Origin of the sequence: Bradyrhizobium sp. NC92 (genome assembly GCF_025200865.1) — a bacterium.
Lineage (GTDB): Bacteria > Pseudomonadota > Alphaproteobacteria > Rhizobiales > Xanthobacteraceae > Bradyrhizobium.
This window is the reverse complement of the sequence record NZ_CP104171.1, coordinates 4,563,109-4,579,043: the sequence shown is the minus strand read 5'-3', so window position 1 is coordinate 4,579,043 and position 15,935 is coordinate 4,563,109. Positions and strand designations below refer to the sequence as shown.

Annotated in this window: 14 protein-coding genes and 1 pseudogene; 11 read left to right on the top strand and 4 right to left on the bottom strand. The window is 63.9% G+C overall.

Features of this window, described 5'->3' with window-relative positions:
• Window positions 1-93 precede the first annotated feature (93 nt).
• Window positions 94-486, top strand: coding sequence for a RidA family protein (locus N2602_RS21395; RefSeq protein ID WP_260379334.1), 393 nt, complete (start codon window positions 94-96; stop codon window positions 484-486).
• 46 nt (window positions 487-532) lie between these two features.
• Window positions 533-1,222: an L-2-amino-thiazoline-4-carboxylic acid hydrolase gene (locus tag N2602_RS21390; RefSeq protein WP_260379332.1), complete on the top strand. Its 690-nt coding sequence runs from the start codon at window positions 533-535 to the stop codon at window positions 1,220-1,222.
• Window positions 1,223-1,528: 306 nt separating this feature from the next.
• Here N2602_RS21390 and N2602_RS21385 read toward each other — a convergent pair whose 3' ends face one another.
• The 4 genes and pseudogenes from N2602_RS21385 to N2602_RS21370 all read right to left on the bottom strand — a co-directional run bounded on the left by N2602_RS21385 (window position 1,529) and on the right by N2602_RS21370 (window position 5,657).
• Entirely contained in the window at window positions 1,529-2,554 is a 1,026-nt protein-coding gene (locus N2602_RS21385) for an ABC transporter permease (RefSeq protein WP_260379331.1), read from the bottom strand.
• Between the two features lie 11 nt (window positions 2,555-2,565).
• The gene (locus N2602_RS21380) at window positions 2,566-4,068 is read right to left on the bottom strand and encodes a sugar ABC transporter ATP-binding protein (RefSeq protein WP_260379330.1); all 1,503 of its coding nucleotides are present in this window, start codon (window positions 4,066-4,068) and stop codon (window positions 2,566-2,568) included.
• Window positions 4,069-4,087: 19 nt separating this feature from the next.
• Window positions 4,088-5,110 (bottom strand): sugar ABC transporter substrate-binding protein, encoded by a 1,023-nt coding sequence (locus N2602_RS21375; protein ID WP_172783556.1) that lies wholly within the window; start codon window positions 5,108-5,110, stop codon window positions 4,088-4,090.
• A 142-nt stretch (window positions 5,111-5,252) separates the two neighbouring features.
• A pseudogene (locus tag N2602_RS21370) lies at window positions 5,253-5,657 on the bottom strand (globin).
• A gap of 484 nt (window positions 5,658-6,141) precedes the next feature.
• Between N2602_RS21370 and N2602_RS21365 the strand changes: the two are divergent.
• The 9 genes from N2602_RS21365 to N2602_RS21325 all read left to right on the top strand — a co-directional run bounded on the left by N2602_RS21365 (window position 6,142) and on the right by N2602_RS21325 (window position 15,896).
• On the top strand, window positions 6,142-6,516 hold the full coding sequence (locus N2602_RS21365; RefSeq protein ID WP_260379329.1) for a DUF2946 domain-containing protein: 375 nt from the start codon (window positions 6,142-6,144) through the stop codon (window positions 6,514-6,516).
• Window positions 6,517-6,601: 85 nt separating this feature from the next.
• Window positions 6,602-8,812, top strand: a complete 2,211-nt coding sequence (locus N2602_RS21360; protein WP_260379328.1) for a TonB-dependent receptor family protein — start codon at window positions 6,602-6,604, stop codon at window positions 8,810-8,812.
• A gap of 67 nt (window positions 8,813-8,879) precedes the next feature.
• Entirely contained in the window at window positions 8,880-9,410 is a 531-nt protein-coding gene (locus N2602_RS21355; RefSeq protein ID WP_172783559.1) for a copper chaperone PCu(A)C, read from the top strand.
• Window positions 9,411-9,446: 36 nt separating this feature from the next.
• Window positions 9,447-10,223, top strand: a complete 777-nt coding sequence (locus N2602_RS21350; RefSeq protein ID WP_260379327.1) for a DJ-1/PfpI family protein — start codon at window positions 9,447-9,449, stop codon at window positions 10,221-10,223.
• Window positions 10,224-10,238: 15 nt separating this feature from the next.
• On the top strand, window positions 10,239-10,766 hold the full coding sequence (locus N2602_RS21345) for a YcnI family protein (RefSeq protein ID WP_172783561.1): 528 nt from the start codon (window positions 10,239-10,241) through the stop codon (window positions 10,764-10,766).
• Window positions 10,766-12,328 (top strand): CopD family protein, encoded by a 1,563-nt coding sequence (locus N2602_RS21340; protein ID WP_260379326.1) that lies wholly within the window; start codon window positions 10,766-10,768, stop codon window positions 12,326-12,328. Before N2602_RS21345 ends, N2602_RS21340 begins: the two co-directional genes overlap by 1 nt.
• A gap of 165 nt (window positions 12,329-12,493) precedes the next feature.
• Window positions 12,494-13,813, top strand: coding sequence for a proline--tRNA ligase (gene proS, locus N2602_RS21335; protein WP_172783563.1), 1,320 nt, complete (start codon window positions 12,494-12,496; stop codon window positions 13,811-13,813).
• 90 nt (window positions 13,814-13,903) lie between these two features.
• Window positions 13,904-15,184, top strand: a complete 1,281-nt coding sequence (locus N2602_RS21330; protein WP_260379325.1) for a lipoprotein-releasing ABC transporter permease subunit — start codon at window positions 13,904-13,906, stop codon at window positions 15,182-15,184.
• 7 nt (window positions 15,185-15,191) lie between these two features.
• Window positions 15,192-15,896 (top strand): ABC transporter ATP-binding protein, encoded by a 705-nt coding sequence (locus N2602_RS21325; RefSeq protein ID WP_212257241.1) that lies wholly within the window; start codon window positions 15,192-15,194, stop codon window positions 15,894-15,896.
• Window positions 15,897-15,935 lie beyond the last annotated feature (39 nt).

The window sequence follows — 15,935 nt, the reverse complement described above, 5'->3', positions numbered from 1 at the left end:
CAATAGATTTTCTTGCGCTGAACCGCAGCAATGATGCTTTGCGAAAGGATGATGCCGCCGGATACGCTTGACGCGCAAACCCGGAGAAAACCCATGCCCCAAACTCACTTCGTCAGCCACAATCCCGCAACGGTTCACCCACCCGTCGGCGGCTACTGCATGGGGCTCGAGCTGAAGCAGCATCGCCGCCTGCTGTTCATCAGCGGCCAGGTCCCTGAAAAGTCCGACGGCACCGTGCCTGACGGCTTCGAGGCGCAATGCGAGCAGGCCTGGCGCAACGTCAGGGAAGTGCTCGCCGCGGCAGGTCTTGGCGTCGAGCACCTGGTCAAGGTCACCACGTTCCTGACCGACCGCAGTCAGGTCGTCCCCAACCGCGCCATTCGCCGCGCCATGCTTGGGGAGCACCAGCCGGCACTGACCGTCGTGGTCGTCGAGACCGTCGACAGCAAATGGCTGCTGGAGATCGAGGCGATCGCCGCGGAATGAGGCGGCGGCGTCGATGTTGCAATGAGCCAATCATATCAGGTGTCCAATGGCTGAGATCCATCCGTTCTACCAGACGCACCGCCGCGCGATGGAAGCCGCCATGCGCGAGCGACTAGACCTTGCCGAAGCGATGCTTCGCGAGCGCGCGCATCTCTCCGACATCGACGCAATCAGGTGGGAGGTGATGGACGAATTCGCGATCGTCCTCACCCAGATGCCCTATGTCGGCGGCGCCGCAAGCCGCATGAGTGATTTTTTCATGCGCCTGACCGGCTTCATGGCGATCAGCCGGGTGCTGCGGCGCCACGGCGTGCCGGTGCCCGTGATCGGCGAGATCGAGCGGGAAACCTACAAGGCGCAGCTGCTGACGATTCCCGAAGCCGAGCGCCTCGCCGCGGGGCATCAATTCATGTCACCGGAGAACCAAGCCTTGATGCGCGAACAGGCGGCAAGAAGCCTTACAGAAGCTCACCAAGCAGAGTTTCCGGAAGATTTCGTCTACGATTTCGTCGAGCCGGGCCCGCAAGACAGCTTCGAGTTCGGCATCGACTACAAGACCTGCGGCTTCTGCAAGCTCGCGGCGCGCCACGGCGACAAGGAGATCCTGCCGAACATCTGCGGCCTCGACTTCGACGCCTACGCCACGCGAGGCATCCGCCTGGAACGGACCCAGACGCTGGCGGGCGGCGCCAGCCACTGCAATTTCCGCTTCTCGCGATTAGACCGCACCCGCTGACCCCGCGATAACGGTGATCCCGGACCGCCGTTCTGCCGCCACCTCGTCATTGCGAGCGCAGCGAAGCAATCCAGCATCTTTCCGCGGAGGGACTCTGGATTGCTTCGCTGCGCTCGCAATGACGGGGTAAGCCACGGGTCTTCGAGGCGGCTGCCGATGATGACATCATACCCCTGTTTTGCCCGACGGAGCAAATCGGCTTCGTAAAATCCGCAAGTTCACGACACCCGCCGGCAAGTCATTGATTCCGCTGGCCTCGCCTACTGTGCATGGGGTTGTTTTCGCACTTTTTGTTTTGCCGGCCGTCTACTCCGCCGCTTTCTCCCTCAAGCGCTGCGCATAGACGTTGATGACCAGCGCCGCCAACAGGATCAGGCCGCGGATCAGGATCTTCAGGAAGCTGTCGATGTTGACGTGGTCGAGACCGTTGTTGAGCACGCCGAGGACGAACAGCCCGACGATGGTGTTGCCGATGCCGCCGCGGCCGCCGAACAGGCTGGTGCCGCCGACCACGACGGCGGCGATGGAATCGAGCAGGTAGGTGTCGAACTCGTTCTGCTGCGCGCTGCCGAAATGGGCGACGCCGAGCATGCCGCCGATACCAGAGCACACCGCCGAGATCACCATGACCGCGCCGAGGATCAGCTTGACGTTCAGACCTGAATATTCGGCCGCCTCGCGATTGCCGCCGACCATGTAGACGTAGCGGCCGAAGCGCGTGTAGGTCAGCACCAGATGGCCGCCGAGCAGCATGATGGCCGCGACGATGACGATCCAGGGGATGCCGCCGATTGAGCCGGAGCCGAGCGTCGTGATCAGGCTCGGCACCTTGTAGGCGATCTGGCCGCGCACCAGGAGCGCCGAGATGCCGGCGGCGATTTGCATCATCGCAAGCGTCATGATGAAGGAGGGGATGCCGATCACGGTCAGCCCGAGCGCGTTGACGAGACCGAGCAGGGCGCAGAGCAGGAGCGACAGGATGATCGCGACCGCGCCGGGCAGGGGAATGTTGGCGATGTTGACGTAGGATTCCTGCAGCGTGAAGTAGGCGACCGCAATGCCGGTGACGTTGGCGATGCTGGCGATCGACAGATCGATCTCGGCGCAGAGGATCACGAAGGTGAGGCCGACGGCGATGATGCCCGTCACCGACACCTGCGTCAGGATGTTGCCGAGATTGTCGATCGTCGCGAAGGAGGGGCTGGCGAAGGCGAAGAAGGCGGTGAGGAAGATCAGCGTCAGGAACGGGGCGATGTTGCGCATCTGCGAGCGCAGGAAGGGCGCAAGGCCCCGCGCCCGTTGTCCTGTCGCCAAAGCCGTCTCGCTGCTCATATGCTTCTCCGTCACGCCGCTTCCAGCAGGCGGTCCTTGCTGACCGGCTCGTTCTTGAATTCTCGTACCAATGCGCCGCGCTTGAGCACGAGGATACGGTCGGCCAGCGACAGCACCGTTTCCGGCTCGGTCGACAGCACGATGATGGCAAGTCCCTTGGCGCGGAGATCGCGGACGATGTTGATGACGTCGTTCTTGGCGCCGACATCCATGCCGCGGGTCGGCTCGCACAGCACCAGCAGCTTGGGCGGGTAGGTCAGCCATTTTGCGAGGGCAACCTTCTGCTGGTTGCCGCCCGAGAGCATGCCGAGGTCGAGGCCGACCACCGGCGGCCTGATCTGCAGCTGCTCGACCTGGCGCCTCGCGATGTCGCGCTCCTGCGCCGGCTTGAGCAGCAGCGAGGAGATGCGGTCGAGGATGCTGATCGAGATGTTCTTGTAGACCGGCTCCTGGTGAAACAGCATGTCGCGCCGGCTCTCCGGCACCAGCGCCACGCCGGCGCGGCGCGCCGCAGCCGTGCTGGCGAAAGTTTTCGGCACGCCTTCGACTGCAAGCGTGCCGCTGTCCGGCTTCAGCTTGCCGAACAGGATGCGCGACAGCTCCTGCTGGCCGCAGCCCATGAAGCCGTAGATGCCGAGCACCTCGCCGGCGCGGGCCTCGAACGATACGTCTTGAAGGCTGCGGGACAGCGACAGCTGGTCGGCCTTGAGAACGACCTTGCGGTCGCTCGGCTGCGGCAGCATCAGGTCGTCGGTGTAGCTATGCTCGAGCGCCTCGCCGCCGCGGCCGATCATCGCCTCGATCAGCGCGCCCTTGCTGGTCGCCGCGCTCGCCGTCTCCGCGACCTTCCGGCCGTTGCGGAACACGGTCACCGTGTCGGACACCAGCAGGATGTCCTCGATGAAATGCGAGATGAAGACGATGGCGGTGCCTTCCTCGCGCAGTCGCCGGAGCGTTGTGAACAGCCGCTCGACCTCGGGCGGGGAGAGGGCGGAGGTCGGCTCGTCCAGAATGACGATCCGTGCGCCGGAGAACAGCACGCGCGCGATCTCGATCAGCTGCTGCAGCCCGATCGGGAGATCCCCGAGCCGCGCCATCGGGTCGACGTCGATGCCGAAGCGGGCGAGCTGCTCGCCCGCCTCGCGCGCCATCCGCCGCCATTGCACGAGGCCGAGGGCGTTGGTCGGCTGATTGCCGAGGAAGACGTTCTCCGCCACCGTCAAGTCGGGCGCGACGCTGAGCTCCTGGTGCACCATGGCGATGCCGGCGGCGTGCGCATCGCGCGCCGAGCGAAAATGCATGTCCCGGCCGTCGACCAGGAAGCGGCCTGAGAACTCGGTGTGCACGCCGGCGATGATCTTCATCAGCGTGCTTTTGCCGGCGCCGTTCTCGCCGACGAGACCATGGATCTCGCCGGGATAGAGCGCGAAGTCGACACCACGAAGCGCTTCGACGCCGCCGAAGCTCTTCGTGATGCCCTGCAGTTCCAGGATGGGCTGTTGTCCCACGATCATGAAAGTTCAGATCTGAGGCTCAGATCAGGAAGTGGTCCTGCATCCACTGCATCCCGGCGGCGTTGGCCTTGGTCACGACAGGGCCATCGGTCACGACGTTCTTCGGAATGCCCTGTCCGCTCTTCTCGCCGCCGACCACGGCCGAGACGCCCGCGATGATGGCGCCGCCATGGATGCGGCAGGAGGGATTGCGGACGGTCGCGAACATGCGGCCTTCGCTCACCGCCTGGATCGCCGGTGGCATGGCGTCGACGCCGCCGATCAGGATGTTGGTGCGATTGCGCGCCTTCATGATGTTGGCGGCGGCCAGCGCCATGTCGTCATTGTGGAAGAACGCCGCGTCGATCTGCGGGTATTTTGTCAGATAGGTCTCCCAGAGACGTGCGGTCTTCGACACGTCCCAATCGGCCGGTTGGGTGTCGAGCACCTCGATGCCGGGGAATTGCTTGACGACCGAGTTGAAGCCCTTCGCCCGTCCTTGCGCGCCGGTATGGCCGAGCGCGCCCTGCGTCATGATGATCTTGCCCTTGCCGCCCATGGCGTTGCACAGCGCCTGCGTCACCGATGCGCCCATGAACTCGTTGTCGGGGGCGAGGAAGGAGTGGACGTTGATCTGGTCGAGTGGCGCGATCAGCGTGTCCATGTCGATCACGGGCGTGCCGGCGTCGATCATCTTCTGCACCGGCTGGGTGAGGGTGCCGATGCCGAAGGCTTGGATCGCCACGAAGTCCCATTTCTGCGAGGCCATGTTGTCGATCGCCGCGCGCTGCTTCACTGCATCGAGCTGGCCGTCGAACCAGGTGACCTCGACATTGAACAGCTTGCCCCAGAATTCCGCGGCCTGCTTGCCTTGCGCGCACCAGGTGGCCTGAAGACCGGCATTGGAGAAGGCCGCCTTCAGCGGCTTCTCGCTGCGTCCGACCTCGGCGGCCAGTGCGGGGTTTATGCCCATGCTGCCGAACAGGGCAGCCCCGGCGCCGGCGGTCGCAGCCGCCTGAAGAAGATCGCGCCTCGTCGTCGAGAAATCTTTCGTCCCGGACATCGCTCGCTCCCATATATATTTGTCGTCGGCGCGTCATTGGTAGCGCTACCGATGTCCGAAAGTCTCTCACAAGAGTTGTTCGCACTCAATCCGCAATCAGCCGCAGCGTCGTCGCGCCCGCATGTTGGTGCAGCGCAAAGCGTCAAGTGGGCGCGGCGGCGAATGCATCGATCTCGGCGAGCAATGTATCCCAGGCCTGCGCGATCGCCGGCGTCCATTCATCGCCGAGCAGATCGCGGAGCGCATCCCTGATGACGGCGAAGAACGCGACGAACAGCTCGCGCGGCGTGCCATAGGCATCGTGCGAGGCGAGCTCGCAGGCGATCAGCCGGAAATGTCCGCGGCGCTCGCCGGCGAAATCGAGAATCGCCTCGATCGTCAGCGCCAGCATCGATCCCTTCACGAGGTCGCCGCCGTCCGAGCGGAACATCGCCTGCGTTTCCGGATGCTAATCGAACAGACGTTGGTAGACCAGGGACGTGAGATCGGCGCAGCGGGAGGCGGCGCGTTCGAAGCTGTCTTCGATGGGATGAGAGGCCGCGTTCATCGACAGTTCAGCCGCGCGGGCAAAAAAAGAGCGGGGCCCTGGCCCCGCTCAAAAATTGTGTCGACCCTATTATCCCCGATCTTAAGATTTGATCTTGATTGACGGGGCGACGCTGCGTTTTGCGCGCCAGGGGCTCCTCCCGAGACTTGGACCACCAGGCCTCGACCTCGCGGTCAGCGCCTGAGCAAGAGGATGCTAGATCAACTTTTCTCACTTGTCATCATTTTCAGCAACGAATGTTCAAAATAACAGCAGCTGACGAAATGATCGGGCTTTTAGCCGCCTAAGCGCATGACAAATATAAGAAATCTGTGGATGGGCGGGGGCGGGGCGGCTGCCTCAAATGCCGGACGCCAGCCGCAGGAGGGGGGCTCCGGCCCCAGTTTTTAGCGAAATTTGCGGTGTGCCAAGTAGCCGGCGGAACCGACCTCGACTCGCGGGCCGGCGCGGTGTTTAGTTAGCGCACGAACGAATGGTTCGCCGGATGCGCGCACGCCTGCAAAAATTCCTGCCTCTGGTCCTGCTCGCCCTGGTGATGCAGGTGCTGGCGCCGATCGCCGCCTGTCTCGCGGCGGGCCAGGCCGTTGCCGATCCGCTCTCTGCCGCCATCATCTGCCACGGTGCAACTGAGCAGGGCGGCCCGGTAGACGAGACCGGGACGCCGGCCGCAAAAGCCGGCGCATGTGCGCTTTGCTGCCTCGCGCACGCTGGCGCCTCGCTCGACGAGCCGCCCCATGCGGCGTTCTCAACTCCCGTCCGCCCCATCGCCCGCATCGTCTGGCATGTGGCGAACGCGCCCGTCCTCGCCGCCGTCGACGGTTCGAGCGCCCGGGCACGCGCTCCCCCTCGCATTTCCTGATCCGCGAAACCTTCAGCTCCGAGCCGGCTTCGGCCGTGCCGGGATCGCAATGCACCGGCTCTCTGCCGGCATCAGGAATGACCTCATGCCTCGTTCAGGCTTTTTTCGACTGCTTTCTGCACCCGGAATTCTGCTTGCCTCAGCTTCTGCCCTCGTTGTGCCGTCCAATGCGATTGCGGAGGAAAACCGAGGCGAGCTTCCTCCCGTCACGGTCGACGCGCCGCGGGAGAAACGGGCCTCACCAGCCCGCGCACAGCGAGCTGCCGCGCGATCAACGCGGGCCCGCGCGCCTGCAACTGCGCCTGCACAACCGACGGCAGCTTCCGAAGGGGGCCCCGGCCCCGGTGCCCTGACGGTTCTCACCGCCCAGCAGGCGCTGAGCGAGATCAACCAGACACCGGGCGGCGTAGCGCTGGTCACAGCGGAGGCCTACCGGAATTCGACTCCTGCCAGCACGATCAAGGATGTCCTGGACTACGTGCCCGGCGTGTTTGCGCAGCCGAAATGGGGCGACGATACCCGGCTTTCGATTCGCGGATCCGGCCTGTCGCGCAATTTCCATCTGCGTGGCGTGCAGCTTTACATGGACGGCATCCCGATCAACACGGCCGACGGCTACGGCGATTTCCAGGAGATCGACCCGACCGCCTACAAATACGTCGAGGTGTACAAGGGCGGGAATGCGCTGCAGTTCGGAGCCAATTCGCTGGGAGGCGCCGTCAACTTCGTGACTGCATCGGGACGCGACCGATTTCCGAATGGCGTCTCGCTCGACGTGGGAGCCTTCGGCTTCAGGCGACTGCAGGCCAATGCAGGGGGCGCCAACGGGCCATGGGATGGTTTCGTCACCGCATCGACGCAGGTCACGGACGGCTTCCGCGATCACAGCTTCGGCTCGGGCAACCGCGTGAGCGGCAATGTCGGCTACCAGTTCTCGCCGGATTTCGAGACGCGATTCTATCTCAACGCCAACGAGGTGCGGCAACGCATTCCAGGAACCGTCACCAAGGTGTCTGCCTTGACCAATCCGGAGGCCGCGGCTCCGGCGAACGTTGCCATGGACCAGCAGCGCAACATCGACACGGTCAGGCTGGCAAACAAAACGACGATCCGATTCGACGACACCAGGTTCGAGTTCGGTGCCTTCGGCGTCGACCGGCACCTCATGCATCCGATCTTCCAGTGGCTCGATTATCGCTACAAGGATTACGGCGGCTTCGCGAAAGTTACGGACGACCGCATTATCGGCGGTTACCGCAACAGGCTTGTCGCGGGCGTCAACTTGTTGAATGGCAGCATCGACAACCAGCAATTTGCCAACATTGCCGGACAGAAGGGGGCATTGCTGTCGTCGTCGGTCGATCGCTCGGAGAACACCTCGGTTTACGTTGAGGACAGCTTCTACTTTCTGCCGAACGTCGCCGCGATTGCCGGCACTCAATTTTTGCATGCGACGCGCAGTCGGCGGGACCGGTTTCTTAGCGACGGCGACCAGTCGGGAGCAACCCGCTTTGATCTTTGGTCGCCGAAGACGGGCCTGCTGTGGCAGATCGACCCGACGTGGCAGGCCTTCGCCAACGTTTCGCGGAGCGCCGAAGTGCCGAGCTTCGGCGAGAGCGCGCGCGGTCCTGGCATTCCGACGATTCCGTTCACCAGTATCCGTCCGCAGATTGCGACGACCTACGAGATCGGGACGCGCATGCGACGGCCCGACTATTCGTGGGAGTTGACCGCCTATCGCGCCAATATCCGCGATGAGCTGCTGTGCCTCTACAGCGCCTTCGGCAATTGCAACGTGACCAATGCCGACCGAACCGTCCATCAGGGCGTGGAGGCTGGGGCAGGGGCAGCAATCTTCCGCGACATCTTCGTGAAAGGAGGAGCGCCCGACAAAGTTTGGCTCAACCTTGCCTATACTTATAACGATTTTCGCTTCGATAGCGACCCGACGTTCGGCAACAACCAGCTGCCCGGTGCGCCGCGTCACTATTTGCGCGCCGAATTGCTCTACAAGCATCCGACCGGGTTCTATGCCGGTCCGAACGTCGAATGGGTGCCGCAAGCCTATTTTGTCGACAGTATGAACACGTTGACGACGGAGCCGTACGCACTGCTCGGATTGAAAGCGGGCTTCGACAATGGCGGGCCGTTCTCCGCCTATATCGAGGGTCGAAACCTCACCAACAAGACCTACATTGCAAGCGCCAGTATCATCGATCGCGCCACCGCGACGTCGGCGTTGTTCGAGCCAGGCGCCGGCCGGGCGGTCTACACCGGAATAAGGTATCGATGGTAAGCGCACTGAGGCTTCCGAGACCACCACGACCGACCGTGCTCGATCAGATCAAAACCGAGGGAACCAAATGAACAGGATCAAGCTTTCGCTTCTCGCCGTCGCCATGCTGCTCGGCACCAGCGCGGCGGTTGCAGCCGAGGACGTCAAGGCCGGCGATCTCGTCATCTCGCAGGCCTGGAGCCGGGCAACGCCGGGCGGCGCCAAGGTCGCCGGCGGCTATCTGACGATCGAAAACAAGGGCAACGCGGCCGACAGGCTGGTCAGCGTGTCCGCCGACATCGCAGGCAAGGCCGAGATTCACGAGATGGCGATGGACAACGGCGTGATGAAGATGCGCGCGCTCGACAAGGGACTCGCGATCGATCCAGGCAAGACCGTGAAGCTCGCGCCCGGCGGCAATCATTTGATGCTTCAGGAGCTGAAGGGGCCGTTCAAGCAGGGCGACAAGGTGCCGGTGACGCTTCAGTTCGAGAAGGCCGGAAAGATCACTGTCGCCCTCGACGTCCAGGGCGTCGGCGCGCAGGCCCCGGGCGATGGCGGGCACTCGGGTCACATGGACATGAAGAAAATGCCGGATCATTCGGGAATGAAGAAGTGATGGGCATGATCTGCTCATAACTGGTGGAGCAACAGCATGGATCGAAGAGAGTTCAACGCGACGCTTGCCGCTGTATCCTTGCTCAACTTCGTCGCGCCGCCTGCACTTGCGCAGCTGGCGTCGCCGACACGACCGCGCGTGGGCCTGTTGATCCATTCGGACATGATCCTGCTTGATTTGGCCGGTCCGCTCACCGTGTTCAGCATTATGCAGGCTGATGTCCATCTGATAGCCAAAACAGAGCAGCCGGTCACAACCGATGTCCGCTTGCCGGTTGCGCCGACGGCGACCTTCCAGAGCGCCCCGCAGATGTTCGATGTGTTGTTCGTGCCTGGAGGTCTGAAGGGAACGGTCGCTGCGATGCAGGACCGTGAAACTATCGAATTCCTCAAGCAGCAGGGTGGATCGGCGCGCCTCGTCACTAGCGTTTGTACCGGTTCGCTCTTGCTTGGCGCCGCCGGGCTGCTGAGGGGCTATCAGGCCACGTCGCACTGGTATGTTCGCGATCTGCTCGCGCAGATGGGTGCGGTGGTGCGGACCGATCGCGTCGTCGAGGATCGCAACCGAGTGACGGGTGGCGGCGTGACGGCCGGCATCGATTTTGCGCTCGCGATCGCCGCTCGGTTGGCGGGCGAAGAGGTTGCACGACGAATTCAGCTCGTGATCGAGTACGATCCAAAGCCGCCGTTCGATTCCGGATCACCCGAGCGTGCCGGTCCTGCGCTGGTGGGCGATGTCTTGAAGCGGCGGCAGGACCTAATTCGCGAAGCAGAATCTGCAGCCAAGGCGGCCGGTGCCGCAATGCATCTATGAACAAGTGAGGCTCCAATGCGAATAGGTTCGATTTACGCCACCACGACGGCTGCATGCCTGTTGGCAGCCGTGCCCGCAAGCGCGCATGTCTCGCTGGAGACCAAGCAGGCCACCATCGGCGCGTCCTACAAGGCGGTCTTCACCGTGCCGCATGGCTGCGGGGGCTCGCCGACGGTGAAGCTCCGCGTGCAGATTCCGGAAGGGGTGATTGCGGTGAAGCCGATGCCGAAGGCCGGCTGGACCATCGACGTCGTCGAGGGAAAATATGCCGGGGAATACGACTATCACGGCAATAAGCTCTCGTCCGGCGTCAAGGAGGTGGCGTGGTCCGGCGGCAAGCTGCTGGACAAGAACTATGACGAGTTCATCATGCACACGGTGCTCACCGACAAGCTCAAGGCCAACACGACCTTGTACTTCCCCGTGGTTCAGGAATGCGAGACCGGCGTCAGCCGCTGGATCGAAATCCCAACCGAGGGGGCAGGGCATTCTCATGAGGGCAAGTCGCCGGCGCCTGGCGTGAAGCTCCTGCCCAAACCCTGATGCGCCTCCTCGCCGCGCTCGCGACGCTGCTCTTCGCTGCGGGCTTTGCGAGCGGTGCGCTCGCGCATGCGGCGCTGATCTCGGTGGAGCCGGCGAGCGGCAGCAGGCTCGCGACCGCGCCCAAGGTGGTGGAGCTGCGGTTCAACGAGCCGGTGACGCCGGGCGCGATCCGGCTGATCGACGGGGCGGGCAGGGCGCGGGACGATTCGCGTGTCAGTGCGTCGGGCGAAACGATTTCCGTGGCGATGCCGGCGGATCTACCTGAGGGAACCGCGGTCATCAGCTATCGCGTGATCTCGCAGGATGGCCATCCGGTGGTCGGATCGGTGATGTTTTCGGTCGGCACGCCGTCGGACACGAAGCCGCCGGCGAGTACGGGCAACGGGTTGGGCGCGCTGATCTGGCTGGCGCGCGTTGGCCTCTACCTCGGACTGTTCGTTGGTGTCGGCGGTGTGTGTTTCGCGCGCTGGATATCACGGTCGTTGACTGGCACGACCGTGCCGCGCGTGGCGCTCGCGGTCGGCCTTCCGAGCGCCGTGGTCTCCCTCGGTGCGCTTGGTCTCGATCTCCTCGGCCTGCCGCCGGCGGCGCTCGCGACGGCCGCGCCTTGGAAGGTCGCGTTCGCGACCAGTGCCGGCCGCGCGTTTCTTGTTGCCACCGCCGCGATGCTGTTCGCTCGGCTGGCGCTGCGCAGCGCCTGGCCTTCGCGGGCTCTTGCGATGATGGCGGTGGTCGGTGTGGGCTTGTCGCTCGCCATGAGCGGGCACGCCGCAACGGCGCCGCCTCAGATGATGATGCGACCGGCGATGTTTCTTCACGGCCTGTGCGTTGCGCTGTGGATCGGCGCTCTTGCTCCGCTGGCGGCTTTACTGTCGAAGCCGACACCAGCGACATTTGCCGTCGTGAACCGCTTCTCGGCGATCGCCATGCCGGCCGTCGGCGTGCTGGCATTGTCGGGGCTTGCCCTTGCCATTGTTCAGCTCGAAAAGGCTTCGGCGCTGGTCGAGACCCGCTATGGCCTCATCCTCTCGACCAAGCTCGCGCTGGTCCTCATGCTGCTCGTACTTGCGGCGCTCAACCGCTTCCGCTTCACCCCGGCACTCGCGCGCGATCGCGGAGCCCGGGCCATCCTCGAGCGCTCGATCCTTCTCGAATGTGCTGTCGCCCTCGCCATCCTCGCCGTCGTCGCCGGCTGGCGCTTCACGCCGCCGCCGCGAACGATTGTTCCGGAGACGCCTTTGGCAATCCACATCCACAGCGACAAGGCGATGTTCCAGGTGCTGGTGTCTCCTGGAATGGTCGGCAAGGACGATTTCGTGCTCCAGCTCATGACCGGTGAGGGGACGCCCCTGGCAGCCAAAGAGGTGACGTTGACGCTCAGCCTGCCCGAGCGCGGTATCGAGCCGATGGACCGGGGCGCCTCGCTCGGGCCGGACGGCTACTGGCATGTGCGCAAGGTCGAGTTGCCCTTCGCCGGCCGCTGGCGCGTCCGGATCGAGGCGCTCGTGAGCGATTTCGAGAAGATCACGCTCGCGGATGAACTCGAGGTGCCGCCGCCCTAGGCTCGCCGGCTTTGCAGAACATGATGCTCCTCGAGTCAAACCTGAAGGCAACGGAAAAATGACAGGAATTTCGCCGCGTTAGCGGCTTTTCCTCATTCCCGGTCTTGTGTTTTCGCTCCCAATCCGGTTTCACTGCAGGCGATCACTGATTCCCAGAGTATTACCATGCGGTTGTCGCGGTTCTTTCTGCCCATCCTGAAGGAAAATCCGAAAGAGGCGGAGATTGTCTCGCATCGGCTCATGCTGCGCGCCGGCATGATCCGGCAGGAGGCGGCCGGCATCTATGCCTGGCTGCCGCTCGGCTTCCGCGTGCTGAAGAAAATCGAGCAGATCGTGCGCGAGGAGCAGAACCGCTCCGGCGCGATCGAGGTCTTGATGCCGACGCTTCAGCTCGCCGATCTCTGGCGCGAGAGCGGCCGCTACGATGCCTATGGTCCGGAGATGCTGCGAATCGCTGACCGCCACAAGCGAGAGCTGCTGTACGGGCCGACCAACGAGGAAATGATCACCGAGATCTTCCGCGCCTATGTGAAGTCCTACAAGAACCTGCCGCTGAATCTCTATCATATCCAATGGAAATTCCGCGACGAGCAGCGTCCGCGTTTCGGCGTGATGCGCGGCCGCGAGTTCCTGATGAAGGACGCCTATTCGTTCGATCTCAACGAGGCGGCGGCGCGCGTCGCCTACAACAAGATGTTCGTCGCGTACTTGCGCACCTTCGCACGGATGGGACTGAAGGCAATCCCGATGCGCGCCGAGACCGGCCCGATCGGCGGCGATCTCAGCCACGAGTTCATCGTGCTTGCCGAGACCGGCGAATCCGGCGTGTTCATCAATCGCGACGTGCTGGACCTGCCGGTGCCGGGCGAGGACGTCGATTATGAGAGCGACCTGACGCCGATCATCAAGCAGTGGACCTCGCTCTACGCAGCGACCGAGGACGTCCACGACGCCGCGCGCTTCGAGCAGGAGGTGCCCGGGGACAAGCGGGTGAACACCCGCGGCATCGAGGTCGGCCAGATCTTCTATTTCGGCACCAAATATTCCGAGCCGATGAAGGCGCTGGTGGCGGGGCCTGATGGTGTCGACGTGCCGATCCATGGCGGCTCGTACGGCGTCGGTGTCTCGCGCCTGCTTGGTGCCATCATCGAAGCCTGCCATGATGATGCCGGCATCAAGTGGCCGGAGGCGGTGGCGCCGTTCCGCGTCTCGATCCTCAACCTGAAGCAGGGCGATGCCGCGGTCGATGCGGCCTGCGAGAAGCTCTATGCCGAGCTCACCGCCAAGGGCGTCGACGTGCTCTACGACGATACCGACCAGCGTGCCGGCGCCAAATTCGCCGCTGCCGACCTGATCGGCATCCCCTGGCAGATCATGATCGGGCCGAAGGGGCTCGCCGACGGCAAGGTCGAGATCAAGCGGCGCAGCGACGGCGCGCGCGAGACCATGTCTCCTGCCGACGCGGTCGCAAGACTTGTGGGCTGAGAAGGCTGGTCGGCTGAATATTGTTCATCGCGCGATTTCGCGGCCGCCAATCCGGCCACAATTGACCCCGAATCATGGGATTATCGAGCGATGGATGAGACCATGACCGAAACCGTGCAAACCGCGCCTTTCGCGCCATTCGAGTGGATGCTGTCGGCGCGCTATTTGCGGGCGCGCCGCAAGGAAGGATTCATCTCGGTCATTGCCGGGTTCTCCTTTCTCGGCATCATGCTCGGCGTCGCGACGCTGATCATCGTCATGGCCGTGATGAACGGCTTCCGCAAAGAGCTGCTCGACAAGATCCTGGGCCTCAACGGCCATATCCTGGTCCAGCCGCTGGAATCGCCGCTGACCGACTGGAAGGACGTCGCCGAGCGCGTCAGCCAGGTCGGGGGCATTCGTCTTGCCGCGCCCGTGGTGGACGGTCAGGCGCTGGCGTCATCGCCATGGAACGCCTCCGGCGTCCTCGTGCGCGGCATCCGCTCCGACGATCTCAACAACCTCACCTCGATCGCCAAGAACATCAAGCAGGGCTCGCTCGAGGGGTTTGACGAAGGGCAGGGCGTCGCGATCGGCCGCCGCCTCGCCGACCAGCTTTCGCTGCATGCCGGTGACAGCATCACGCTGGTGGCGCCGAAGGGCGCGGTCACGCCGATGGGCACGACGCCGCGGATCAAGCCGTACAAGATCGTCGCGGTGTTCGAGATCGGCATGTCCGAATACGATCTCGGCTTCGTGTTCATGCCGCTCGCCGAAGCGCAGGCCTATTTCAACCGCAGCAACGACGTCACCTCGATCGAGGTGTTCACCACCAACCCCGACAGGATCGACGCCTTCCGCAAGGCGGTGACGGAGGCGGCGGGCCGGCCGGTCTTCCTGGTCGACTGGCGGCAGCGCAACTCGACCTTCTTCAACGCGCTCCAGGTCGAGCGCAACGTGATGTTCCTGATCCTGACCATGATCGTGCTGGTGGCGGCGCTCAACATCGTCTCCGGCCTGATCATGCTGGTGAAGGACAAGGGCAGCGACATCGCGATCCTGCGTACCATGGGCGCCTCGCAGGGATCGATCATGCGGATCTTCCTGATCACGGGCGCTTCGATCGGCGTGGTCGGCACGCTGGTCGGCTTCTGCGTCGGCCTCGTGATCTGCCTCAACATCGAGTCCATCAGGCAATTCCTGTCCTGGCTGACCTCGACCGAGCTGTTCTCGCCTGAGCTCTATTTCCTGTCGAAGCTGCCCGCCGAGATCGACGTCGGCGAGACCACGGCCGTCGTCATCATGGCGCTGACGCTGTCGTTCCTGGCGACGCTCTATCCGTCGTGGCGCGCCGCGCGCCTCGATCCCGTCGAAGCGCTCCGGTACGAGTGAGGGGCTGATGGAGCAGCAGCAGGGGGCGGAAGATGTCCCGGTCATTTATCTCCACGAGATAAAGCGGCAGTACTTGCAGGGCGAGGTGCCGCTGACGATCCTCGACGGCGCCAAGCTGGCGCTGTGGGCTGGCCAGTCCGTCGCCCTGGTGGCGCCGTCGGGCTCGGGCAAGTCGACGCTGCTGCACATCGCGGGGCTGTTGGAAGCGCCCGATTCCGGCGAGGTCTATGTCTCGGGCGCGCCGACCTCGCAGCTGCCCGACATCGAGCGCACGCAGCTGCGCCGCACCGATATCGGCTTCGTCTATCAATCGCACCGGCTGCTGCCGGAGTTCTCGGCGCTCGAGAATGTCATGCTGCCGCAGATGATCCGCGGCCTGAAGAAGTCCGAGAGCGTCAAGCGCGCCAAGGAGATCCTCGGCTATCTCGGGCTCGGCGACCGCATCACCCACCGCCCCGCCGAGTTGTCCGGCGGCGAGCAGCAGCGTGTTGCGATCGCCCGTGCAGTGGCCAATGCGCCGCGCGTGCTGTTTGCGGACGAGCCGACCGGCAATCTCGACCCCGGGACCGCCGAGCACGTGTTCCAGGCCCTGATGCAGCTGGTCAAGGCGACGCACGTGTCGATGCTGATCGCGACCCACAACATGGAACTCGCCGGCCGCATGGACCGGCGAGTGTCGCTGTCGCACGGCCAGGTGGTCGAACTCGACTAAGAACCTTCGAAAACAACCCCATGCACAGTAGCCAAGTGC